This window comes from Kitasatospora sp. NPDC059827 (assembly GCF_042731675.1).
Taxonomy (GTDB): Bacteria; Actinomycetota; Actinomycetes; order Streptomycetales; family Streptomycetaceae; genus Kitasatospora.
In genome coordinates, this window is sequence record NZ_JBHWIV010000112.1 from 1 (window position 1) to 20,275 (window position 20,275).

Annotated in this window: 20 protein-coding genes; 14 read left to right on the forward strand and 6 right to left on the reverse strand. The window is 72.6% G+C overall.

Annotation, left to right across the window (positions count from 1 at the left end):
* Nucleotides 1-280 precede the first annotated feature (280 nt).
* The gene (locus tag ACFV8H_RS37635; protein WP_350517236.1) at nucleotides 281-772 is read right to left on the reverse strand and encodes an inorganic diphosphatase; all 492 of its coding nucleotides are present in this window, start codon (nucleotides 770-772) and stop codon (nucleotides 281-283) included.
* A gap of 256 nt (nucleotides 773-1,028) precedes the next feature.
* On the opposite strand from ACFV8H_RS37635, the gene dacB reads away from it, so the two are divergent.
* The 6 genes from dacB to folE all read left to right on the forward strand — a co-directional run bounded on the left by dacB (nucleotide 1,029) and on the right by folE (nucleotide 8,717).
* Nucleotides 1,029-2,312: a D-alanyl-D-alanine carboxypeptidase/D-alanyl-D-alanine-endopeptidase gene (gene dacB, locus ACFV8H_RS37640; RefSeq protein WP_380408763.1), complete on the forward strand. Its 1,284-nt coding sequence runs from the start codon at nucleotides 1,029-1,031 to the stop codon at nucleotides 2,310-2,312.
* 171 nt (nucleotides 2,313-2,483) lie between these two features.
* Complete coding sequence (locus ACFV8H_RS37645) at nucleotides 2,484-3,668, forward strand: zinc-dependent metalloprotease (RefSeq protein WP_375888750.1); 1,185 nt, start codon at nucleotides 2,484-2,486, stop codon at nucleotides 3,666-3,668.
* 302 nt (nucleotides 3,669-3,970) lie between these two features.
* Nucleotides 3,971-5,098 (forward strand): tRNA lysidine(34) synthetase TilS, encoded by a 1,128-nt coding sequence (tilS, locus tag ACFV8H_RS37650; protein WP_380408766.1) that lies wholly within the window; start codon nucleotides 3,971-3,973, stop codon nucleotides 5,096-5,098.
* Between the two features lie 70 nt (nucleotides 5,099-5,168).
* Nucleotides 5,169-5,723, forward strand: a complete 555-nt coding sequence (gene hpt, locus ACFV8H_RS37655) for a hypoxanthine phosphoribosyltransferase (protein WP_363441651.1) — start codon at nucleotides 5,169-5,171, stop codon at nucleotides 5,721-5,723.
* Nucleotides 5,724-5,950: 227 nt separating this feature from the next.
* Nucleotides 5,951-8,005 (forward strand): ATP-dependent zinc metalloprotease FtsH, encoded by a 2,055-nt coding sequence (ftsH, locus tag ACFV8H_RS37660; RefSeq protein ID WP_375888747.1) that lies wholly within the window; start codon nucleotides 5,951-5,953, stop codon nucleotides 8,003-8,005.
* A gap of 106 nt (nucleotides 8,006-8,111) precedes the next feature.
* Nucleotides 8,112-8,717, forward strand: a complete 606-nt coding sequence (gene folE / locus ACFV8H_RS37665; RefSeq protein ID WP_350509225.1) for a GTP cyclohydrolase I FolE — start codon at nucleotides 8,112-8,114, stop codon at nucleotides 8,715-8,717.
* A gap of 49 nt (nucleotides 8,718-8,766) precedes the next feature.
* Here folE and ACFV8H_RS37670 read toward each other — a convergent pair whose 3' ends face one another.
* Entirely contained in the window at nucleotides 8,767-9,555 is a 789-nt protein-coding gene (locus ACFV8H_RS37670) for a ferritin-like domain-containing protein (protein ID WP_380408769.1), read from the reverse strand.
* Between the two features lie 116 nt (nucleotides 9,556-9,671).
* Nucleotides 9,672-10,826, reverse strand: a complete 1,155-nt coding sequence (locus ACFV8H_RS37675) for an alpha/beta hydrolase (RefSeq protein ID WP_380408771.1) — start codon at nucleotides 10,824-10,826, stop codon at nucleotides 9,672-9,674.
* Nucleotides 10,827-11,205: 379 nt separating this feature from the next.
* On the opposite strand from ACFV8H_RS37675, the gene ACFV8H_RS37680 reads away from it, so the two are divergent.
* From ACFV8H_RS37680 to ACFV8H_RS37710, 7 genes are all read left to right on the forward strand, one after another.
* Nucleotides 11,206-13,047 carry a phosphatidylglycerol lysyltransferase domain-containing protein gene (locus ACFV8H_RS37680; RefSeq protein ID WP_380408773.1) on the forward strand — a complete coding sequence of 614 codons (1,842 nt, stop codon included), beginning with the start codon at nucleotides 11,206-11,208 and terminating at the stop codon, nucleotides 13,045-13,047.
* A 68-nt stretch (nucleotides 13,048-13,115) separates the two neighbouring features.
* Nucleotides 13,116-14,003: a dihydropteroate synthase gene (gene folP / locus ACFV8H_RS37685; RefSeq protein ID WP_380408775.1), complete on the forward strand. Its 888-nt coding sequence runs from the start codon at nucleotides 13,116-13,118 to the stop codon at nucleotides 14,001-14,003.
* Between the two features lie 28 nt (nucleotides 14,004-14,031).
* Nucleotides 14,032-14,511: a nuclear transport factor 2 family protein gene (locus ACFV8H_RS37690; RefSeq protein WP_188309659.1), complete on the forward strand. Its 480-nt coding sequence runs from the start codon at nucleotides 14,032-14,034 to the stop codon at nucleotides 14,509-14,511.
* A 247-nt stretch (nucleotides 14,512-14,758) separates the two neighbouring features.
* The gene (gene folB / locus ACFV8H_RS37695; protein WP_030288941.1) at nucleotides 14,759-15,118 is read left to right on the forward strand and encodes a dihydroneopterin aldolase; all 360 of its coding nucleotides are present in this window, start codon (nucleotides 14,759-14,761) and stop codon (nucleotides 15,116-15,118) included.
* A gap of 43 nt (nucleotides 15,119-15,161) precedes the next feature.
* Nucleotides 15,162-15,761 (forward strand): 2-amino-4-hydroxy-6-hydroxymethyldihydropteridine diphosphokinase, encoded by a 600-nt coding sequence (folK, locus tag ACFV8H_RS37700; RefSeq protein WP_375888736.1) that lies wholly within the window; start codon nucleotides 15,162-15,164, stop codon nucleotides 15,759-15,761.
* 190 nt (nucleotides 15,762-15,951) lie between these two features.
* Nucleotides 15,952-16,440, forward strand: a complete 489-nt coding sequence (locus tag ACFV8H_RS37705; protein WP_375888734.1) for a DUF3180 domain-containing protein — start codon at nucleotides 15,952-15,954, stop codon at nucleotides 16,438-16,440.
* A gap of 154 nt (nucleotides 16,441-16,594) precedes the next feature.
* Nucleotides 16,595-17,836: a hypothetical protein gene (locus tag ACFV8H_RS37710; protein ID WP_380408778.1), complete on the forward strand. Its 1,242-nt coding sequence runs from the start codon at nucleotides 16,595-16,597 to the stop codon at nucleotides 17,834-17,836.
* 84 nt (nucleotides 17,837-17,920) lie between these two features.
* Here ACFV8H_RS37710 and ACFV8H_RS37715 read toward each other — a convergent pair whose 3' ends face one another.
* Nucleotides 17,921-18,496, reverse strand: coding sequence for a TerD family protein (locus ACFV8H_RS37715; protein ID WP_375888729.1), 576 nt, complete (start codon nucleotides 18,494-18,496; stop codon nucleotides 17,921-17,923).
* 145 nt (nucleotides 18,497-18,641) lie between these two features.
* Nucleotides 18,642-19,139 (reverse strand): hypothetical protein, encoded by a 498-nt coding sequence (locus ACFV8H_RS37720; protein ID WP_375888726.1) that lies wholly within the window; start codon nucleotides 19,137-19,139, stop codon nucleotides 18,642-18,644.
* A gap of 68 nt (nucleotides 19,140-19,207) precedes the next feature.
* Here ACFV8H_RS37720 and arfB point away from each other — a divergent pair, with 68 nt between their 5' ends.
* Nucleotides 19,208-19,639: an alternative ribosome rescue aminoacyl-tRNA hydrolase ArfB gene (gene arfB / locus ACFV8H_RS37725; protein ID WP_375888725.1), complete on the forward strand. Its 432-nt coding sequence runs from the start codon at nucleotides 19,208-19,210 to the stop codon at nucleotides 19,637-19,639.
* Between the two features lie 39 nt (nucleotides 19,640-19,678).
* On the opposite strand, the gene ACFV8H_RS37730 is transcribed toward arfB, so the two are convergent.
* A complete protein-coding gene (locus ACFV8H_RS37730; protein WP_380408780.1) occupies nucleotides 19,679-20,215 on the reverse strand; it encodes a flavin reductase family protein in 537 nt (178 codons plus the stop codon).
* Nucleotides 20,216-20,275: the final 60 nt, after the last annotated feature.

Consider the following 20,275-nt stretch of genomic DNA (forward strand, 5'->3'; position numbering starts at 1 on the left):
GCGCTACACCAGCCACCCACCCACAGGCCACGGGCCGCCGCAGGCATTCAGGGGCGCGGGGAACTGCGCGAGCAACCACCCACTCACCCGCACAGGCCGCCGCAGGCAGGCGCACGGCCGGTACGAGGGGTTCCGGGGTCGCCGGCGGGCAGGCACTGTAGAGGGACGACCCCATGGATCGACCCCCACAGCCCCTGGTAACCCCTAGGCGGTGACAGGCACATGGCACTGGGTACGGCCCCGGCCCCCTGGCTGTCCCGACCTAGATCGGAACGACGGATCAGTGGCCGCCCTGCTCCGCGAGACGCTTGACCGAAGCGGTGACCTCGGCCTCGGCCTCGACACGGCCGACCCAGTTGGCGCCCTCGACCGACTTGCCCGGCTCCAGGTCCTTGTAGACCTCGAAGAAGTGCTGGATCTCCAGGCGGTCGAACTCCGACACGTGGTGGATGTCGCGCAGGTGCTCCCAGCGCGGGTCGGTCGCCGGGACGCACAGCAGCTTGTCGTCGCCGCCGGCCTCGTCGGTCATGTGGAACATGCCGATGGCACGGCACTTGATGAGGCAGCCGGGGAAGGTCGGCTCGTCCAGGATGACCAGGGCGTCCAGCGGGTCGCCGTCCTCGCCGAGCGTGCCCTCGACGTAGCCGTAGTCGGCCGGGTAACGGGTCGACGTGAAGAGCATCCGGTCGAGCCGCAGACGGCCGGTCTCGTGGTCGACCTCGTACTTGTTACGAGAGCCCTTCGGGATTTCGATAAGGACGTCGAATTCCAACGGTTCCTCCAAGGTAGGGACTGACAGAATCCAAGTGTCTCCTACGGGAGTGAGTGCTGGGGAAAGGGGCCGGTCGGTGGGAGCTGGGGCGGGGGCGGCGCGGCGTCGCGGGGGGACGGCCGCGGGGCTGTGCGGAGCGGCCCTTCTGGTCGCCGGGGCGGTGCTGGGCGGGGGCGGTGCGTACGCGCAGCCGTCCCCCTCGCCGGGCGGTGGCGGCGGTGCCGGCGGTGTCAGCGGTACGCCGGTCGCGCGCCCGGTGCCCGCCGCGGGCGCCGGGCTGGCCGTCGCCGGGGACGGCCCGGAGGCCGCCGTCCCCACCGCGCAGGGCCTCCAGCAGGCGCTGGCCCCCGCGCTCGCCGACAAGAGCCTGGGCACCGTGACCCTCGCCGTCGCGGACGCCGCCGGCGGGCAACTCCTGTACGGCTCCGACGAGAACACCCCGGTCACCCCGGCCTCCACCACCAAGCTGGCCACCTCGGTCGCGGCCCTGTCGCTGATCCCCGCCGACACCCGGCTCACCACCCGGGTGGTCCGCGGCGCGGACCCGGGCAGCATCACCCTGGTCGGCGGCGGGGACCCGACGCTCACCGCGCTGCCCGCCGACCAGGTGCAGATCGGCGGCCGGCCCGTCGACGCCGACACCGCGCCCGCCTCGCTGGAGGCGCTCGCCCGACAGACCGCCACCGCCCTCAAAGCGGCCGGGACCACGACGGTCCGGCTGGGCTACGACCTGTCGCTGTACCCCGACAGCACCCAGCAGCGGAAGCCCGACAACGAGAACCTCGCCCTTGTCGTCCCGCTGATGGTGGACGAGGCCAAGGTCGACCCGAAGAGCAAGGACGAGGCCCCGCTCCGGGTCGCCGACCCGGCGGGCGCGGCCGCCACGGCCTTCGCCACGATGCTCGCCGCCCAGGGCGTCACCGTCGAGGGCAAGGCCAGGCCGGCCGCCTCCCCGGCCGCCGCCGACGCCCCCGTCCTCGGCAAGGTCGACTCGCCGACCGTCGCCCGGCTGGTCGAGCGCCTGCTCACCACCTCGGACAACCAGCTCGCCGAGGCGATCGCCCGTCAGGTCGCTCTCGCCGGGCACCAGCCGGCCGGCTACGAGGGCGCGGCGAGCGCCGTCGTCAAGGAACTCGGCAGGCTCGGCGTGCCGATGACCGGCGTGGTCCTCAACGACGGCAGCGGCCTGAACACGGACAACCGGATCCCGCCCGCCGTCCTGGTCCGGATCCTCGCGTTGGCCTCCTCCGACCAGCACCCCGCGCTGCGCCCGGTCCTCACCGGCCTCCCGGTGGCCGGCTTCACCGGCACCCTGGCCAAGCGCTACGGCTCGGGCTCCGGCGCCGCCGACGCGGCCGGCCTGATCCGCGCCAAGACCGGCAGCCTCAGCGGGGTCAACACCCTCGCGGGCACCGTGGTGGACGCCGACGGCCGCCTGCTGGCCTTCGCCGTGATGACCCGCACCGCGGCGCCGGCGGACACCGCCCGCGCCGCCATGGACCGGATCGCCGCCCGCCTCGCCTCCTGCGGCTGCCACTGACCGACACCGGTCCCGTTCCCCTGTCCGGCGCCGGGTCAAAGGGGCGGCCGGGGCAGTGCCCGCCGGGCCGTCGCGGGCCCGTGGACGGCGGGTTCGAGCGGGCCCGGAGGCGGGCAGGGTGTTCGTGGCGGGTGGCTGCCGTTGATGGTGGGGAGCACGTACGGTGAGGGCATGACGAGCGCGAGCGGCGGGGCTGACATGGTCGACTGGAATCTCGCGGTCGCTACTGCGACCAGGTTGGTGCGGCCGGGGCCGGAGGTGAGCCGGGCCGAGGCGGCGGCGGTCGTCGCCGAGCTGCGCCGGCACGCGCTGGAGGCCGAGGAGCACGTCCGGGTGTTCACCGGGATGCGGTCGAGCAGTCTGGCCGCGGCCGCCGCGACGCCCGTGCTGGTGGTGGACCGCCCGGGCTGGGTCCGGGCGAACGTGGCGGGCTTCCGCACGGTGGTCCAGCCGCTGGTGGAGAAGCTCCAGGCGCGGCGGGCCACCGGCGCGGCGGCGGGCGTCTTCGGGGCGGTGGGGGAGAAGGCCACCGGGATCGAGGTCGGCGCGCTGCTGGCGTTCCTGTCCACCAAGGTGCTGGGCCAGTACGAGACCTTCGCCCCGGCCGAGCCCTCGCTGGAGGCGCCGGACAGCCCGGCGGCGCTGTTCGACAAGCCGCGGCTGGGCCCGGAGGGCCCGGGGCCGGGCCGACTGCTGCTGGTGGCGCCGAACATCGTGCACGTCGAGCGCGAGCTGGACGTCGACCCGTCCGACTTCCGGCTCTGGGTCTGCCTGCACGAGGAGACCCACCGCACCCAGTTCACCGCGGTGCCGTGGCTGCGCGACCACATCCAGTCCGAGGTGCAGTCCTTCCTGGCCGAGACGGACGTGGACCCGGGCGCGCTGCTGGAGCGGCTGCGCGACGCGGCGGGCTCGCTCGGCGCGGGCCTGCCGGGCACCGGCGCCCGGGAGGGCCGGGACAGCGCCTCCGGCGGGAACCTGCTGGAGATCGTCCAGTCGCCCGCGCAGCGCGAGATCCTCGGCCGGCTGACGGCGGTGATGTCGCTGCTGGAGGGTCACGCGGACGTGGTGATGGACGGCGTCGGCCCGGCCGTGGTGCCGACGGTGGCGGAGATCCGGGAGAAGTTCCAGCAGCGCCGCGACCGCGGGGCGAACCGGCTGGACCTGATGCTGCGCCGGCTGCTGGGCATGGACGCCAAGCTGCGGCAGTACCAGGACGGCGCGGTGTTCGTCCGGGCGGTGGTGGAGCAGGTCGGCATGGAGGGCTTCAACCGGGTGTGGACGTCCCCGAACACCCTGCCGACCAAGGACGAGATCCACGACCCGGCCGCCTGGGTCGCCCGGGTCGGCCGCTGAGGCCCTCGGGGAGGCCCTCGGGGAGGCCCCGATCGGGCATTCCCGGAGTACCGGGGGACCGCCGTCGGTCGGCGGCGGTCAAACCCGCTCGTACGAGTGGTCCAATCGGGCAGATGATGGGTGAAGATACGTTTCTCCATTCACCCGTACGTGGGACGGTGGTCGTACCAGTGGCGCGGGTGGCGTAGCGGATCGCCACTTTCTGCCACCATCTGTGAGCGCCCGGTAACGCGGCGCTATCCAGGTGCGCGGTTCCGGCCGCCCGCCGCAGCCCTGTCCCCTCCGTCGAGGAGTCGTCCGCCGTGGGCCCTCACCCTGCCGTCGCCGCGATACGCCTGGCCGTTCGCCGTACGCTCACCGACCTCGCCGCCGAGGCCGGTACCACCTTCACCGCGCCCGTGCGCGAACCCCGCGGGCGCCCCGCCGGGGCGCCGCTGGTCGGTGCCGCCGTCGGCACCACCCTGATCGGCAACGCCGCCCGCCACCCCTCCGGGCTGCCGCGCACCCCGGCCGCCCCCGGCTCGCCGCTGGTCCTGGTCGCCGTCAGCGGCGGCGCCGACTCGATGGCGCTGGCCATCGCCGCCGCCTTCGAGGCCCCCAAGATCGGTCTGCGGGTCGGCGCCGTCACCGTCGACCACGGTCTCCAGGACGGCTCCGCCGACCGCGCCGCCCAGGTCGCCGAGCGCCTGCGCTCGCTGGGCCTGGACCCGGTCGAGGCCGTCCCGGTGCGGGTCGGCCGGGCCGGCGGCCCCGAGGCCGCCGCCCGGGACGCCCGCTACGCCGCCCTGGACGAGGCCGCCGAGCGCCACGGCGCGATCGCGGTGCTGCTCGGCCACACCCGGGACGACCAGGCCGAGACCGTGCTGCTGGGCCTGGCCCGCGGCTCCGGCTCCCGCTCGCTGGCCGGGATGCCGGCCCAGAAGGGCCGCTACCGCCGCCCGCTGCTGGAGCTGGACCGGGCGGCCACCCTGCAGGCCTGCTCCGCCCAGGCGATCCCGGTCTGGGACGACCCGCACAACTGTGATCCCGCCTACACCCGCTCCCGGGTCCGCCACGAGGTGCTGCCGGTGCTGGAGAAGCACCTCGGCGGCGGCGTGGTCGAGGCGCTGGCCCGCACCGCCCGGCTGTTCCGGGACGACGCCGACGCCCTCGACCAGTGGGCCTCGCTGGCCGAGCGCGACCTCCGTACGGGCGAAGGCACCCTGGACGCCGTGAAACTGGCCGAACTGCCGCCCGCCGTCCGGCGCCGGGTGCTGCGGCGGGCGGCGCTGCGGGCGGGCTGTCCGGCCGGGGACCTCTTCGCCCGGCACCTGGAGACGGTGGACCTGCTGGTCACCGGATGGCGCGGCCAGGGGCCGCTGCACCTACCCGGGGGCGTCGAGGCCACCCGTAGGTGTGGCACGCTGGTCTTTCGGCGGCAGGGCGACTGAGGGCGAGGCACGTCCCGGGGGAGCCGGCCGCCGGCCACACAGACCCCGAACGTTTGAGGACGTATCCCCGGTGGACCAGAACGACATGGGCGCTGACCTCGCGAAGGTGCTCATCAGCAAGGACGAGATCGACGCCAAGCTCCAGGAGCTGGCCGAGCGAATCGACCGGGACTACGCAGGCAAGGACCTGCTGATCGTCGGCGTCCTCAAGGGGGCCGTCATGGTGATGGCCGATCTGGCCCGGACCCTGCACTCGCAGGTCACGATGGACTGGATGGCCGTCTCCTCGTACGGCATGGGGACCAAGTCCTCCGGTGTGGTGCGCATCCTGAAGGACCTGGACACCGACATCGCCGGTCGGGACGTCCTGATCGTCGAGGACATCATCGACTCCGGTCTGACGCTGTCCTGGCTGCTGGGCAACCTGGGCTCGCGCGGCCCGGCCTCGCTGGAGGTCTGCACCCTGCTGCGCAAGCCGGACGCGGCCAAGGTCGAGATCGACGTGAAGTACGTCGGCTTCGACATTCCCAACGAGTTCGTGGTCGGCTACGGCCTGGACTACGCGGAGAAGCTGCGTAACCTCCCCTTCATCGGGACCCTCGCCCCGCACGTCTACGGCGGTTGAGGGCTCCGTTCGGGCTATGGGCGGGAACAGAGGGTTGTTCCCGCCCGTTGGACCGGGGGACAAAGAAGCTAAGCCGTGTCGCCGTGCTCCCGCCATGGGTGGGTGCGACTGCGGTACGGTCCAATAAACCGCTCTTCACATGAGCATCGATTCGGATTGCGCCGCGGCCCAAAGCCTCCCGGCGCCGCTGAGTGGCAGGAGGGACGGGGCGGCAACGCTCCGCATGGATGGACGTCAAGCGATACTTCCGTGCGCCGATCATGTGGATCGTGCTGGCTGTCCTCGCCGTCATCGTACTGATGCAGGTCGTTTCGGACTCGAACGGCTACAAGACGGTGGACACCGGTCAGGTCGTCGCAGCGATCGATGCGCACAACGTCAAGTCGGCGCAGATCACCACCGGTGACTCGAACACGATCAAGATCCAGTTGAAGGACGGCGCCACGCTGTCCAACGCCGGTACGGGCAAGGTCCCGTCCGGCAACAAGTTCCAGGCCTCGTACATCGGTGACCAAGGTGTGGCGATCGCCGACAAGCTGCAGGCCCAGATCAACGACAAGGACCCGAACACCCTCGCCGAGGGCTACACGGTCAGTCCCGAGAAGCAGAGCACCTTCGTCAGCCTGCTGCTGTCGATGCTGCCGATCGTGATCATCGTCCTGGTCTTCCTGTTCCTGATGAACCAGATGCAGGGCGGCGGCTCGCGCGTCATGCAGTTCGGCAAGTCCAAGGCCAAGCTGCTCACCAAGGACACCCCGAAGACCACCTTCTCGGACGTCGCGGGTGCCGACGAGGCGGTCGAGGAGCTCCACGAGATCAAGGAGTTCCTCCAGGAGCCGGCCAAGTTCCAGGCCGTCGGCGCCAAGATCCCCAAGGGTGTGCTGCTCTACGGCCCGCCCGGGACCGGCAAGACCCTGCTGGCGCGTGCCGTCGCGGGCGAGGCCGGGGTGCCGTTCTACTCGATCTCCGGCTCCGACTTCGTCGAGATGTTCGTGGGTGTCGGCGCCAGCCGCGTCCGCGACCTCTTCGAGCAGGCCAAGGCGAACGCTCCGGCGATCATCTTCGTCGACGAGATCGACGCCGTCGGCCGGCACCGCGGTGCGGGTCTCGGCGGCGGCCACGACGAGCGCGAGCAGACCCTCAACCAGCTGCTGGTCGAGATGGACGGCTTCGACGTCAAGGGCGGCGTGATCCTGATCGCGGCGACCAACCGCCCCGACATCCTGGACCCGGCGCTGCTGCGCCCGGGCCGCTTCGACCGTCAGATCGCGGTCGAGCGTCCCGACCTCCAGGGCCGTCTGGACATCCTCAAGGTGCACCAGAAGGGCAAGCCGATCGCGCCCGACGTCGACATGTCGGCCGTCGCCAAGCGCACCCCCGGCTTCACCGGCGCCGACCTCTCGAACGTGCTCAACGAGGCCGCGCTGCTGACCGCCCGCTCGGACAAGAAGCTGATCGACAACGGCATCCTGGACGAGGCGATCGACCGCGTCGTGGCCGGTCCGCAGAAGCGCACGCGGATCATGTCCGACAAGGAGAAGAAGATCACCGCGTACCACGAGGGCGGTCACGCCCTGGTCGCGGCGGCCTGCCAGTACAGCGACCCGGTGCACAAGATCACCATCCTGTCCCGCGGTCGGGCCCTCGGCTACACCATGGTGCTGCCGGAGGAGGACAAGTACTCCACCACCCGCAACGAGATGCTCGACCAGCTGGCCTACATGCTGGGCGGGCGCGCTGCGGAGGAGCTGGTCTTCCACGACCCGACCACCGGTGCCTCGAACGACATCGAGAAGGCCACCGCCACGGCGCGGGCCATGGTCACCCAGTACGGCATGACCGAGCGCCTGGGCGCGATCAAGTTCGGCAACGACGCTTCGGAGCCCTTCCTCGGTCGTGAGATGGGCCACCAGCGCGACTACTCGGAAGAGGTCGCCGGGCTGGTCGACGAAGAGGTCAAGAAGCTCATCGAGAGCGCGCACAACGAGGCCTGGGAGATCCTGGTCGAGAACCGCGACGTGCTCGACAACCTGGTTCTGGAGCTCCTGGAGAAGGAGACCCTGAACAAGGAGCAGATCGCCGAGATCTTCGCCCCGATCGTCAAGCGCCCGGCCCGGCCGGCCTGGACGGGCTCCGCCCGTCGCACGCCGTCCACCCGGCCGCCGGTGCAGTCGCCGAAGGAGCTGGCGCTCACCAACGGCGCCGCCGCCTCCGACACCGCTCCGGTCGACATCGTGAAGCTCCCGCCGCTGCCGGCGGCCGAGCCGCCGACCGAGGGCTGAGCCGCACTCCGGTAGGAATGGATGCCGCGTCACCAGGGTTTGTACCCTGGAGGCGCGGCATCCGTGCTGTTCAGCCAGAGTCTTCCCACGAGTAAGCGAGGCCCGCATGATCGACCCGGTGACGCTCGACGGTCCGCCCGCCGTCGGTGCCTTCGACCAGAAGCGGGCCGAGAACGCCATCCGTGAACTGTTGCTCGCGGTCGGGGAGGACCCCGACCGCGAGGGCCTGCTGGAGACGCCGGCCCGGGTCGCGCGGGCCTACAAGGAGATATTCGCGGGCCTGTGGCAGGAGCCCGAGGACGTCCTGACCACCACCTTCGACCTCGGCCACGACGAGATGGTGCTGGTCAAGGACATCGAGCTGACCTCGGTCTGCGAGCACCACCTGGTGCCGTTCCGCGGCGTCGCGCACGTCGGGTACATCCCGTCCCCCAGCGGCAAGATCACCGGGCTGTCCAAGCTGGCCCGGCTGGTCGACGTCTACGCCCGCCGGCCGCAGGTGCAGGAGCGGCTGACCAGCCAGGTGGCCGACGCGCTGATGCGGATCCTGGAGCCGCGCGGGGCGATCGTCGTGGTCGAGTGCGAGCACATGTGCATGTCGATGCGCGGCATCCGCAAGCCCGGCGCCAAGACCATCACCTCCTGCGTGCGCGGCCAGCTGCGCGACCCGGCCACCCGGGCCGAGGCGATGAGCCTCATCATCGGCAGGTAGCGGCAAGGTACGTACGGGCACCGGTCGCCAGGCGGCGACCGGCCCCGGCTCAGGGCACCTCGGGCTCCGCGTGCGGCGGGGCCGGGGTGCCCAGTGCGTTGCGGCGCTCCGGCATCCGCAGCGTGACCATCCGGCGCCAGCCGAAGGCCCGGTCGTACAGGTAGAGGGCGTGCACCCCGAGGGTGACCACGGCCAGCTGCCAGCGGGGCCAGCGCAGGATCCGCGCCATCCGGGCGGTGACGGCGAGGCCGACGTCCCGGTGGGTGCGGATCTCGCCCCGGGCGCAGGTCTCCAGGGTGTGCCGGACGTACGGTCCGTGGCCGTCGGCGACCAGCCGCAGTAGCTCCTCGTGGCAGTAGGCGAGGTGGTTGTCCTCGTCGGCGGAGATCATCCGCATCGCCCGGCCGAGGTCGGGGTTGTCCCCGTAGACCTTGACCAGTTGGCGCATCTGCTCGGCGGCGCGCTGCTCGGTGACCCGGCTGTGCGCGAGGTAGGTGATGATCTCGCGGTCGGTCAGCGGGGCCTCGCCGAGCAGCCGCTCGTGGGACAGGCCGACGCCCTGGCGCTCCAGCAGCATGCAGTAGTCGGCCTCGTCCGGGACGGGCACCTTGGGCAGTCCGCGCTTGTTCAGCAGCTGGGTGAAGATCCGGCCGTGCTTGCGCTCGTCCGCGCCGTGCCGGGCGACCTTCGGGGCGAGCACCGGGTCCGGGGTGAGGGCGGTGATCCGCTCGTTCTCCCAGCCGCCCTGGTCCTCGCCGCCGGCCGCGATGCTGCAGAACAGCTGGTAGGCCTGGTCGTTCCGGTAGATCTCGTTGAAGAGCGATCTGGTGCTCAGCACGGCGCCTCCTGCGCGGATCCGGGGCGGCGCCCGCCGGTGGTCGGGCGGGCGGCCGCGATACGTCCCCCCGAACCGGCCGCCGGCCGGGCCGACCGGCGGGTAATCACCCGCACGCCTCAGCCGAGGTGGGAGCCCAGCCACTCCAGCGAGGCCGGCAGCTCCCGCGTCCAGCTGTCGAAGTTGTGGCCGCCGTCGTCCAGGTACAGCGACTCCACCTTGAACTGCGGATTGGCCGCCGCGACCTGGGTGGCCTGGTCGACGAACTGGACGGTCTGCGGGTAGTCCGACTCCTTGCGGGTGGAGACCACCAGCAGGTTGAGCGGCGGGGCCGGGAGGTTCTGCAGCCGCCAGCCGAGGTCGTGCTGCTGGGTCAGGGCCTTGTCGCCGTTGAAGAGGTCGCCGCCGGTGTACTGGTCCTGGCGCACCGCGAAGTCGCCGTGCAGGCCCGCGGCGCTGCCGTAGACGTTCGGGAAGCGCATCGACAGCCGCATCGCGCAGCTGCCGCCGGTGGAGTAGCCGAACAGGCCCCAGGAGGCGGCCGAGCGGCCGAGCCGGTACGCGCTCTGCAGGGCCTCGGGCACGTCCTTGACGAACCAGGTCTCGCTGCGCGGCCCGCCGGGGACGTCCACGCACTCGGTGTCCCGGGCCGGGACCACCGACGGGCGGGCCAGCACCAGGACGGTCGGCGGCATCTTGCCGGAGCGCTGCAGCTCCACCGCGGTCTGCACCAGCGGCAGCTCCTTGAGCAGGTTCAGGGTGGTGCCCGGGAAGCCGGCCAGGGCCACCACGGCGGGGAAGCGGACCAGGGCGAACTTCGGGTCGAAGTACTCGGGCGGCAGGTAGACGAACATCTGGTCGGAGAAACCGGTCTCCTTGCCGTTGACCCGGACCGACTCGATCTTCCCGACCTCCTCCGGCGGGCCCTTGGGGAGGTTGGGGGCGCTCTCCATGCCGCCCTCGTTGGTCGGCCGGACCAGCTGGTCGGAGACCGGGGTGCCGCCCTTGTGGTTCTCGTTGCCGGCCAGCGCGAGCTTGGCGCCGCCGGGGCTGAGCAGGTCGTCCCAGGAGGTGTAGAAGCCGAAGGAGTTGTTCACCGACAGCGCCAGCACCGCGAGGATCGAGACCTGAACGACGGTCAGCAGCCCGATCCTGCCGAGCACCGGGAGCGGACGCTGCCGGGCCAGCCGGGGCCAGACCCACAGGGTGGTGAGCAGGGCCGCGGCCCCGAGTGCGAGCAGCGCGTTCACCAGCACGTTGCTGGTCAGTTCCATGCCGTCGGCCTTCCGGTGGGACACTGTCGATGCAGGCTTCATCGTCTGGCGGGCCGTCAGGCCGGGCCACCGCAGCTAGGCTGTCCGGACGTCCCGGCTGGGTCGGGAGGGTGGGGGGAGGTCCGGGGCAACCGGCGCCCTAGAATGCGGCGTCCACCGTACGTACGACGTACCGGAGGGCCGTGCCCCGCCACGCGGCGGCGGACCCACGGCTCCCACCCCCGGCTCAACCCGCAGCGCGCCCACGGCACCGGATTACCGTCCGTTTCCGGATCCTTGGTATGCGCATTGCCCGATGAAGGAATACGCATGAAGGTCCATCACACGTGCTCCCCCGGAGTGAACGGACACCGCCCCGCAGCCTCTACGCTGAGCTTCCATGAGCGTTCCCGTGTCCGTTGAGCCGAGCCCCGAGCAGCCGCCGCGCCGTCGGCGCGGCCTGCAGACGCTGCGCAACCAGGCGGCCGCCGTCCCGAGGGCCTGGCTCCCCGGTGCCGTCGGCTACGCCTGTCTGCTGATCGGGCTGGTGGACATCGCCAGCGCGGTGTTCCCCAAGCTCCGGCACACCAAGATGCACACCTTCGCCGGGCAGCTGCCGGGCGGCACCACCAGCCTGGCCGCGGTCGGCACGCTGATGGTCGGCATCCTGCTGGTGCCGCTGGCGCACGCGCTGCGCCGGCGCAAGCGGCGGGCCTGGCGGGCGGTCTGCGTGCTGCTGCCGCTCAGCGCCTCGCTGCACATCGTGCGCTGGCACCAGATCGGCCCGGCGGTCGTCTCGCTGGTGGTCCTCGCCGTGATGCTGGTGCACCAGCGCGAGTTCTACGCCAAGGCCGACCCGCGCACCCGCTGGGGCGCGGTGGTCAACCTGGTCGTCATGGGCGTCCTCAGCGTGCTGCTCGGCCTGCTGATCGTGAGCACCCGCACCAAGTACGAGGTGGGGCACCCCGCCCTGCTGGAGCGGCTGCAGCACGTCGGGTACGGGCTGTTCGGCTTCGAGGGCCCGGTCCGCTACAACAACGCGCGGATGTCCGACCTGGTCGCCTACCTGCTCGGCGGCCTCGGCCTGCTGACCGCCTTCACCACCGCCTACCTGGCGCTGCGCCCTGGCAAGCCCAAGCCGGAGCTCACCGCCGAGGACGAGGAGAAGGTCCGCGAGCTGCTCAAGCGGCACGGCGAGCGCGACTCGCTCGGCTACTTCGCGCTGCGCCGCGACAAGAGCGTGCTGTTCTCGCCCACCGGCAAGGCCGCGATCTCCTACCGGGTGGTCTCCGGTGTGATGCTCGCCTCCGGCGACCCGGTCGGCGACGTGGAGGCCTGGCCGGGTGCGATCAAGGTGTTCATGGCCGAGGCCCGCGAGCACGCCTGGGTGCCGGCCGTGATGGGCTGCAGCGAGGTCGGCGGCGAGGTCTGGACCCGTGAGGCGGGCCTGGACGCGCTGGAGCTGGGCGACGAGGCGATCGTCGACACCGCGACCTTCTCGCTCGCCGGCCGGGCCATGCGCAACGTCCGCCAGATGGTCAAGCGGATCGAGCGCAACGGCTACTCCTGCAAGGTGCGCCGGGTCTCCGACCTCACCGTCGAGGAGAAGTACCGGATCGCCGACGCCGCCGCCCGCTGGCGCGGCACCGACACCGAGCGCGGCTTCTCGATGGCCCTGGGACGCTTCGGCGACCCGCTGGACGAGGACTGCGTGGTGGTCACCGCCCACAAGGCCCCCGAGGAGGGCGAGAGCGGCGACGACCTCAAGGCCGTGCTGCACTTCGTGCCCTGGGGGCCGGACGGCATCTCGCTGGAGCTGATGCGCCGCGACCGCGCCGCCGACCCGGGCCTGAACGAGCTGCTGATCGTCGCCGCCCTCCAGGAGGTGGGCGCCCTGGGCATCCGCCGGGTGTCGCTCAACTTCGCGATGTTCCGCTCCGCGCTCGCCCGCGGCGAGCGGATCGGCGCCGGCCCGGTGCTGCGCGCCTGGCGCGGACTGCTGGTGTTCCTGTCGCGCTGGTTCCAGATCGAGTCGCTGTACAAGTTCAACGCCAAGTTCCAGCCCGAGTGGGAGCCGCGCTTCCTGGTCTTCCCGAGCACCCGGGACCTGCCGCGGATCGGCTTCGCCGCGATGCAGGCGGAGGCCTTCATCACCCTCGGGATGCCGCGCTTCGGCCGCAAGCGCCAGCGCGAGGGCCTGATGCCCGTCCCGTCGACCCGCGAGGTCGGCGAGGCGGCCTGAGGCCGGCCCGCACCCTTCGGGGCCCCCGCCGGGAACCACCGGCGGGGGCCCCGTTCGATAATGGGGGCATGAGCAATGGGCCCACCAGCGATATGCCGTCCTTCTCGTTGCCGGCCGGACTGCCGCGGCTCGACCGCTGCGCCGTGATGGGCGTGGTCAACGTCACGCCCGACTCCTTCTCGGACGGCGGGCTCTGGTTCGACGCCGCCAAGGCGATCGCGCACGGGCTGGCCCTGCGGGCCCGCGGCGCGGACCTGGTGGACGTCGGCGGCGAGTCCACCCGGCCGGGCACCCAGCGGGTGCCCGAGGACGAGGAGCTGCGCCGGGTGCTGCCGGTGGTGCGCGAGCTGGCCGCCGCCGGGGTGGTGGTGTCGGTCGACACCATGCGGGCCTCGGTCGCCGAGCGGGCCGTGGAGGCCGGTGCCGCGATCGTCAACGACGTCTCCGGCGGGCTCGCCGACCCGGCGATGGCCCGGGTGGTCGCCGAGACCGGCGCGCCCTTCGTGGTCATGCACTGGCGCGGGCAGTCCGCCGACATGGAGCGGCTGGCCGTCTACCGGGACGTCGTGCGGGACGTGGTCGAGGAACTGACCGGGCGGATGGACGCGCTGCTGGCCGCCGGGGTCAAGGAGGACCAGCTGGTCCTCGACCCGGGGCTGGGCTTCGCCAAGACCGCCGAGCACAACTGGGCGCTGCTCGGCCGGCTGGACGCGCTGACCGCGCTCGGCCGTCCCGTCCTCGTCGCGGCTTCGCGCAAGCGGTTCCTGGGTACGCTGCTCGCCGACCCGGAAACCGGGGAACTGCGCCCGGCCCGCGAGCGGGACGACGCGACCGCCGCGGTGTCGGTGCTGTCGGCCCGGGCGGGCGCCTGGGCGGTCCGGGTGCACGACGTGTCCGGTACGGCGGACGCCGTCCGCGTGGTCGCGGCCTGGCAGCGCGCGGCGCGGCTGGGGTGAGGGAGGGTCTGTGACAGGTGACGGCAGGGTGAGCGGCGGGACGGCCGGGAAGGCCCGGGAGGTGGACCTGGAGGCGGTGCTCGCGGCGAACCGGGCGTTCTACGAGGCGCTGGAGCGCGGGGACGTCGAGGCGGTCGAGGAGGCCTGGCTGGGGCCCGAGCACGCCGACGACAAGGGCGGCGTGGTCTGCGTCCACCCCGGCTGGCCGGTGCTGCGCGGGCGGGCGCAGGTGACCCGCTCGTACATGCTGATCATGATGAACACGGAGTACATCCAGTTCTTCCTGACCGATGTCGAGGCCGAGGTGCACGGGGATGTGGCCCTTGTCACGTGCACCGAGAACATCCTCTCCGGGGGTGAGGCCGAGGAGGAGGGGGAACTCGGGCCGCTGGTCGGCGGAAAGGTCGTGTCGAGCAATCTGTTCCGTCGCACCCCGGCCGGGTGGAAGCTCTGGTCGCACCACGGTTCACCCGTTCTGACCAGCGGTGACGAGGACGACGAGGACTGATTCCGGGGGCCGCGGGAATTCGGTGCCGGGCGGTCGCCGGGGAATTTCCGGGTGGTCACCGAACGTTCACGTCAATCGCCATTTCGGTGCGCGTGGCGACGGTTCGTGCCGGGTAGGACGGTCAGGCGTTGTCCGCGCTCGCGGGTAGATTCGAAACGGAGTGGCGGGCGTGATGCCCGTCTTCGCCCTGCCCGTCCATGCCTTCCTCCGGGCGGGGCCCGTCCGACTGGGAGCAGTGATTCGTTTGCTGGACCGCGTCACCCTGCGGGGGCTGCGAGCCCGGGGCCACCACGGCGTCTTCGAGCGCGAGCGCGTCGAGGGCCAGACCTTCGTGGTCGATCTCGTGCTGTACCTGGACACCCGCCCCGCCGCGTCCGGAGACGACCTCACCCGCACGGCGCACTACGGCATCGTGGCCGAGGAGGTCACCGCGATCATCGCCGGCGAACCGGTCGACCTGATCGAGACCCTGGCGCAGCGGATCGCCGACCAGTGCCTCAAGCACGACGCGGTCGAGGAGGTCGAGGTCACCGTGCACAAGCCGGACGCCCCGATCACCGTGCCGTTCGACGACGTGACCGTGACCATCCACCGGGGCCGCGCATGACCCCCACCGCGCGCCTGGTTTCCGATGCAGAGGGATTTCTTCGATGAACAGCAGTGACCCGATCGCCGAGCCGAACGCGTTCGACCTGGAGAGCCGGGTGGACTCCGCCGACACCACGCTGCACAGCCAGCGGTGTGCGGTGATCGCGCTCGGCAGCAACCTGGGCAACCGGCTGGACACCCTCCAGGGTGCCGTCGACGCGCTCGCGGACACCCCCGGGCTGAGGATCAAGGCCGTTTCGGCGATCTACGAGACCGAGGCCGTCGGCGGCCCGGAGGAACAGCCCAACTACTACAACGCGGTCGTGGTGCTGCGCACCTCGCTGCCGCCGCGGGACCTGCTGGAGCGCGGCAACGCGATCGAGGACGCCTTCGGACGGGTCCGGGAGGTCCGCTGGGGCCCGCGCACCCTGGACGTCGACATCCTGGCCTACGAGGGCGTGGTCAGCGAGGACCCGCAGCTGCTGCTGCCGCACCCGCGCTCGCACGAGCGTGCCTTCGTGCTCGCCCCCTGGCTGGACGCCCAGCCCGAGGCCGAGGTGCCGGGGCACGGGCTGGTCGGCGCGCTGCTGGAGGCGCTCGGCGGCCCGGACGCGCAGGGCGTGAAGCGCCGCGACGACATCCGGCTGACGCTGCCGGAGTAGCACCGCGCAGGACCCGGCCCCCGCGGCCGGGTCGGCCGGGGCCGCCGGATCGGCCGGGAACTCGGCGACCGGGCCCGGCCGTACGAGTAGATGTCCGCCCGTCCCGTCCCGGTACGGTGGCCTGACGCCGCCGCACCGGGCCACCGGGCGGGCGGTCGGCTCTGGCAACCCCGGGAAGGATCACCTCCGAGTGAAGCTGCTTCGCCTCCGTCTGCTGATCGGCATCACCGCCGCGACGACGGCGCTGTCCTGGGCCGGGTCCAAGCTGTGGGCGTCCCTGGACACGCTGCCGGCCGTACCGGCGGCGGCCCCGGTGGTGCTGGCGGCGGTGGCGGTGGTCCTGCTGGCGACCGCGCTCTCGCTGCGGGCCCGGTTGAAGGCGGTGCGCGAGCGGCAGCCCGGCGCGAAGGGGGTCGACCCGCTGCTGGCGGCCCGGGCGGTGGTGCTCGGCCAGGCCAGCGCGCTGGTCTCCGCGGTGGTCACCGGCATCTACGCCGGGGCCGGGATCTACCTGCTCGGCGAACTGGACGTGTCGGCGCGCAAGGACCAGGCGGTGACCGCCGGGCTCGCCGTGCTGGCGGGCGCCGCGGTGATCGCGGCGGCGCTCTGGCTGCAGCACGTGTGCAAGCTGCCGGAGGACCACGACGACCCGGGCGGTCCGGCGGCCTCGCACCGCTGACGGATCGGCCGGATCCGGTCGGACGGCGCTGAGCAGGCCCTTTTTCGTGATCTTGAGTGAAAAGCCGGGCACATGCGGTAAAAAATCCCCACTGTCAAGGGTGGAAGGGGACCCTGGGCTGACACGGCCCCAATTCGCACGCTAGTTTCTTGGCATGTCTCGCGGACGCCACCGTCATTCCTCCGTCCTCGGCCGGGTCTTTCCCCCCACCGCCGCCGGCGTGCTGCTGGTCGCCGCACTGGCCGCTCTGGTCTTCAGTCAGGACACCGTCCTGGTGCGCTCGGTGGGTGTCGCCGCACTGATCGCCACGCTCGGCTTCGCGGTGCTGCTGCGTCAGCGCGACAAGGCGGCCCGGGCGGCCGCCGAGATGTCCGCGGCGCAGCGGCTGCGGGCCGAGGAGCGCTTCGAGGAGCAGCTCGCCGAGGCCGAGTACGCGGCCGAGGTCGCCGAGGAGCGGGCCACCCGCTTCGGTCGGCGGCTGACGGCGGAGAAGTCGCGGCTGGCCAAGGCCGAGACCGAGATCGCCCGGCTGCTCCGGGAGCGGGCCGTGGCCGTCGCCGAGCAGGCGCTCAAGGAGGCCGAGGCGGCCCAGCGGGCGCTCGCCGCGAGCCGTCCCAAGTACCCGGCCAGTCCGGCCGCGTTCGTGCGCGCCGCGTCCGTGCTGCGGCTGCTGGAGCGGCGCGCCGCCGAGCAGGAGGCCGAGCGGGAGCGCACGGCGGGCGCGGAGGTCGCGCTGCGGGCGCGGACGGCTCCGGCCGCTCCGTCCGTCCAGGCCGCGCCGTCCGCTCAGGCAGCTCAGGCCCGTCCGGCCGTGGAGGCCGCTCCGGTGCCGGGTGCGGTGTCCGTGCCCGCCCCGGTGGCGCCCTCGGTGCCGACCCCGGCGCAGGCGCCGGCCGGGCGGACCCCGGTGCGGCCCACGCCGCTGCGCCCGGCGCTGACCGCGACGGTCGGCCAGCTGGGCGGGGCGCCGGGCGCCCCGGCCGTCGGGTCGGCGCCGGCGGAGCGGCAGCGGCCGCGTCCGGCCCAGTCCGGGCAGGTGCGCGGGCAGGGGTTCAGCTTCTTCGGCCGCGGCCAGGGCGCGGCGGTCCGGGCGGCCGTTCCGGCGCCGGCGGTGGGCAGCGTCGCCGAGCTGGGGGAGCGGGCGGACCTGGCGGACGTGGTGGGCGACGAGGCGGTCGCCGCGAAGGCGAAGGCCGAGGCGCAGGAGGCCCGGGAGGCCCGGGAGGCTGCTACGGAGGTGCCGGTCGAGCACCTGGAGCACCTGGAGCACCCGGAGCACCTGGAGCAGCCGGTGCGCGCCGGGGACGCCGAGCCGGACGGGGTGACCGTGGTGGACCTGACGCCCGAGGACGAGACCGAACTGATCGAGCTCCCGGAGCTGCGCGCCTCGCGCTGAGCGGCCCGCCGCCGAAGGACACCGACGCCGAGGGGCGGGAAGTCGACCGACTTCCCGCCCCTCGGCGTTCGCGCCCCTGCTGCGTCAGATCTGGACGCCGAAGTCCTGGGCGATGCCGGCCAGGCCGGAGGCGTAGCCCTGGCCGACCGCGCGGAACTTCCACTCGCCGCCGTTGCGGTAGAGCTCACCGAAGATCATCGCGGTCTCGGTGGCGGCGTCCTCGGAGAGGTCGTACCGGGCGATCTCGGCGCCGCCGGCCGCGTTCACCACGCGGATGTAGGCGTTCCGGACCTGGCCGAAGTTCTGGCCGCGGGCGGTGCCGTCGTAGATGGTGACCGGGAAGGTGATCTTGACGGCCTCGGCGGGCAGGCCGGCCAGGTTGACGTTGATCGACTCGTCGTCGCCCGCGCCCTCGCCGGTCCGGTTGTCACCGGTGTGCACGACGGTGTTGTCCGGCGTGCTGGTGTTGTTGAAGAACACGAAGTGCGCGTTGGACAGCACCTTGCCGTCCGCGTTCAGGACGATCGCGCTGGCGTCGAGGTCGAATTCGGCGCCGGTGGTGGTGCGGGTGTCCCAGCCCAGGCCGATGCTGACCGCGGACAGGCCGGGGGCCTCCTTGGTCAGCGAGACGTTGCCACCCTTGGAGAGGCTCACTGGCATGGCGATTGCAGTCCCTTCGTTCGCTTTTCCCGGGACAACGCGGTACTCGGTCGTCTTGGTTCCGGGGAACCCGTGAATTCTTCGTGGGTGTCAAAGCCGGGCAAAGGACGGGCAAAGCCTTGGCAGGGTCGGTCGGGTCCGGGTGTCAGACCCGGGGGAAGCGGCCCTGCAGCGTCCAGATGTTCGGGTTGTCGGCCAGGTCGGGGTGCATGTCGAACAGGTCGGCGAGGGTGTCCTGGAGGAAGTCCCGGGCCTCGCGCCGCAGCTCGCTGTGCCGGACCACGGCCGGGGGCTCGTCGCGCAGCCAGGTCGCGGTGACCTCGACCCAGTTGAACCGGCGGGCGAAGCGCAGCAGCTCGGTGTTCTGGGTGAAGTCGAGGTCGGCGGTCTGCACCCGGGCGGCCCGGGAGCCGTCCGGGTCGCGGTCGAGCTGCTCGACGATGTCGCACAGCGCCCAGGCGAAGTCCAGCACCGGGACCCAGGCCCAGCGGGTGGAGAGTTCGGCGCCCTCGGCGTCCAGGTAGACGTCGCCGCAGAACAGGTCGTACCGCAGCGCGCGCACGGGGGCGGTGCGGTAGTCGGTCTGCGGGGGGTCGGGGAAGCGGTTGGAGAGGGAGTAGCCGAGCTCGATCACGTAGGCCATTGTCGGGGGTGCGGGCAGGTCCGGATAACCGGGTGACCTCGGCGGGGGTCGCGCGGGATGATGGGCGCATGTCCGAGCCCATCCGCGTACGGGGGTCGGTGGTCGTCCCCGACGCCGAGCTCGTCTGGCGCTTCTCGCGTTCCTCCGGCCCCGGTGGCCAGCACGTCAACACCTCCGACTCCAAGGCGGAGCTGCGGTTCGACCTGGTCGCCTCGAAGGCGCTGCCCGAGGTGTGGCGCACCCGCGCCCTGGAGCGGCTGGCGCACCGCCTGGTGGACGGCCGGGTGCTGGTGATCCAGGCCTCGGAGTTCCGCTCGCAGTGGCGCAACCGGGAGGCGGCCGCGGTGCGGCTGGGGGTGGTGCTGAGCGAGGCGTGCGCGCCGCCGCCGAAGGCCCGCCGGGCGACCAGGCCGAGCCGGGGGATGGTGGAGCGGCGGCTGGAGAACAAGCGGCACCGTTCCGACCTCAAGCAGGGTCGGCGGTCGCCGCGCGGCGAGTAGGGCGGACCGCCGGGTGGTAGTGCCGCCTGGCGAACCGTTTCAGCCCAGCGTGCGGTAGCCGCCGCGGAAGTAGAGCAGCGGGCGGCCGCCGGGGGTGGGGACCACGGCTTCCAGTACGCGGCCGATCAGCAGGGTGTGGTCGCCCGCGGGTATCCGCTGTTCGGTGCGGCACTCGACGGTGGCCAGCGCGCCCTCGATCAGCGGGGCCCCGGTGCGGGCGCCGCGGTGGTGCGGGGTGTCCGCGAACAGCAGCCGGTCGCTGAGCCGGCCCTTCATGGCGAAGCGGGAGCCGAGCGCCTTCTGCCCCTCGGTGAGCACCGAGACCGCCCAGGTGTCGTTCCGGGAGAGCACCTCGTCCATCCGGGAGTCCTCGCGGACCGAGACCAGCACCAGCGGCGGGTCCAGGGACACCGAGAGGAAGGACGTGGCGGTCATGCCGACGTCCTCGCCGTCCTCCTCGTCGTGGACGGTCACCAGGCTCACGCCGGCGGCGAGCTGGGAGAGGGCTGCCCGGAACTCGTCGGGCGTGGCGTGGGGGGCAGCTTCGGGCTGCGGGGACGGATACACGTACCGCACGGTAGTCGTCGCTCCCGGGTGACGGCATCGGGCCGTGGTCGTAGGACCACGGCCGGGGGC

What these genes read in the sequence shown, in the direction of transcription:
- ACFV8H_RS37710 (WP_380408778.1), top strand. Translation starts at nt 16,595, where the DNA reads ATGTCTCGCGGACGCCACCGTCATTCCTCCGTCCTCGGCCGGGTCTTT.
- ACFV8H_RS37645 (WP_375888750.1), top strand. Translation starts at nt 2,484, where the DNA reads ATGACGAGCGCGAGCGGCGGGGCTGACATGGTCGACTGGAATCTCGCG.
- ftsH (WP_375888747.1), top strand. Translation starts at nt 5,951, where the DNA reads ATGGACGTCAAGCGATACTTCCGTGCGCCGATCATGTGGATCGTGCTG.
- ACFV8H_RS37720 (WP_375888726.1), bottom strand. Translation starts at nt 19,139, where the DNA reads ATGGCCTACGTGATCGAGCTCGGCTACTCCCTCTCCAACCGCTTCCCC.
- ACFV8H_RS37680 (WP_380408773.1), top strand. Translation starts at nt 11,206, where the DNA reads ATGAGCGTTCCCGTGTCCGTTGAGCCGAGCCCCGAGCAGCCGCCGCGC.
- arfB (WP_375888725.1), top strand. Translation starts at nt 19,208, where the DNA reads ATGTCCGAGCCCATCCGCGTACGGGGGTCGGTGGTCGTCCCCGACGCC.
- folP (WP_380408775.1), top strand. Translation starts at nt 13,116, where the DNA reads ATGAGCAATGGGCCCACCAGCGATATGCCGTCCTTCTCGTTGCCGGCC.
- folK (WP_375888736.1), top strand. Translation starts at nt 15,162, where the DNA reads ATGAACAGCAGTGACCCGATCGCCGAGCCGAACGCGTTCGACCTGGAG.
- ACFV8H_RS37675 (WP_380408771.1), bottom strand. Translation starts at nt 10,826, where the DNA reads ATGGAACTGACCAGCAACGTGCTGGTGAACGCGCTGCTCGCACTCGGG.
- folE (WP_350509225.1), top strand. Translation starts at nt 8,112, where the DNA reads ATGATCGACCCGGTGACGCTCGACGGTCCGCCCGCCGTCGGTGCCTTC.
- ACFV8H_RS37715 (WP_375888729.1), bottom strand. Translation starts at nt 18,496, where the DNA reads ATGCCAGTGAGCCTCTCCAAGGGTGGCAACGTCTCGCTGACCAAGGAG.